3 protein-coding genes and 1 pseudogene are annotated in these 1,303 nt (G+C 45.9%); all 4 read left to right on the top strand.

Going from position 1 to position 1,303, the window contains the following annotated elements; all coding sequences use genetic code 11:
• Positions 1-298: pseudogene (locus DXA05_RS25695) on the top strand (hypothetical protein); the annotation flags it as partial.
• Complete coding sequence (locus DXA05_RS25690; RefSeq protein WP_007837480.1) at positions 286-537, top strand: hypothetical protein; 252 nt, start codon at positions 286-288, stop codon at positions 535-537. The pseudogene DXA05_RS25695 and the gene DXA05_RS25690, both read left to right, overlap by 13 nt.
• Before the next feature lie 47 nt (positions 538-584).
• Positions 585-941, top strand: coding sequence for a helix-turn-helix domain-containing protein (locus DXA05_RS25685; RefSeq protein WP_007837478.1), 357 nt, complete (start codon positions 585-587; stop codon positions 939-941).
• A gap of 53 nt (positions 942-994) precedes the next feature.
• The coding region (locus DXA05_RS25680) for a single-stranded DNA-binding protein (RefSeq protein WP_133303906.1) at positions 995-1,303 on the top strand (309 nt) is incomplete at its 3' end.

Here is a 1,303-nt window from a genome sequence, read left to right as displayed (position 1 = left end):
GGCATTGCAGCACCGGGAGCAGGACGAGCTGAAAGCGGCTCTTCGCAAGTACGGCACGGAGGTGGACGGAGGCTTTGAGGTGCATTTCGAGGGAGAGCAGCCCATCGTGGCAGGTTATCTCTTTGACGAGCCTCGTGATATAGTCATAGATGCGGCACGTTTGGATTCTGACGGCAACTTGTCGCTTCTCGGAGAGGACAAGGAAGTGAGGGATGGACAATACGACATAGAGCCAAGCGACATATTTGGCGGTCAGTTGGACTATGTCACGTCGAGTATAGGTGCATGGATGAAGTAGGAGCATGTATGACCCAGTGCATCGTATATGACGAGACGACCAAGGAGAGCGAGACCTTTTGCTCATTGACCGCAGCCAAGAAGTGGATGCGAGAGCGCATCAAACAGAAGCATGAGGTAAGCGGACAGAAGTACAGGGTATATTCCGACGGAGAGTTTGTTAATTGCGGCTCTATCAGTCTCACAGGCAGCAACAAGTCTTTTGTCGCCAATACAAGGCAGACGAAGAAAGGATATTAATAACAAGGTAACGGCAAGCCTAACCAACTTGCCACACATATATTGATATGGAAAAGCAAATATTGAGTTTTAATGACTTGCCATCAGCATTGTCATTAGTAATAAACAAGCTGGAGATTTTAGAAGAAAAGTTTTCCACACTAATGACTCAAATTCAGCCCGATAAGGGATTGGAATGGCTTAGTGTTTCCGAATTGAGTGAGTATCTCCCTACCCATCCAGTTGAACACACAATCTATTGTTGGACAAGCAATAAACAAATACCATTCCATAAGAAGGGGAAACGTATCATGTTCCTCAAATCTGAAATTGATGAGTGGATGCAAGATAACAAGAGTAGGTCACGAGCAGAAATTATGAATGAAGCAATAGCTTATGTTCAATCAACAAGAAAAGTCATTTAAATAACAAGGTAACGGCAAGTCTAACCAACTTGCCACTATAACATTTTCACATTATGATTTACACTCACACTATCGGACGCATCGGAGCAAAGGATTGCCGCGTCATCACAGGTACACACGGAACATTCATGGCTGTTGACATCGCAGTGGACGACTACAGTAAGGGCAAGCAAATCACCACTTGGGTAAGGGTGAAGAGCAGCAAGGAGAACCATATCCGCTTGGCTGAATACCTCACCAAGGGTCGTATGGTGCTTGTGGAAGGCACACTGACTTCTTCCATTTGGACAGACCGCAACGGAGAGAACCACATACAGCATAGCATCATAGCTGACTCCATCGCCTTTGTCAATGCAGGGAAG

This window comes from Bacteroides sp. AM54-2NS (assembly GCF_003602935.1).
In the GTDB taxonomy this organism is placed as follows: Bacteria; Bacteroidota; Bacteroidia; order Bacteroidales; family Bacteroidaceae; genus Bacteroides; species Bacteroides xylanisolvens.
This window is presented reverse-complemented; position numbering and strand designations above follow the sequence as displayed.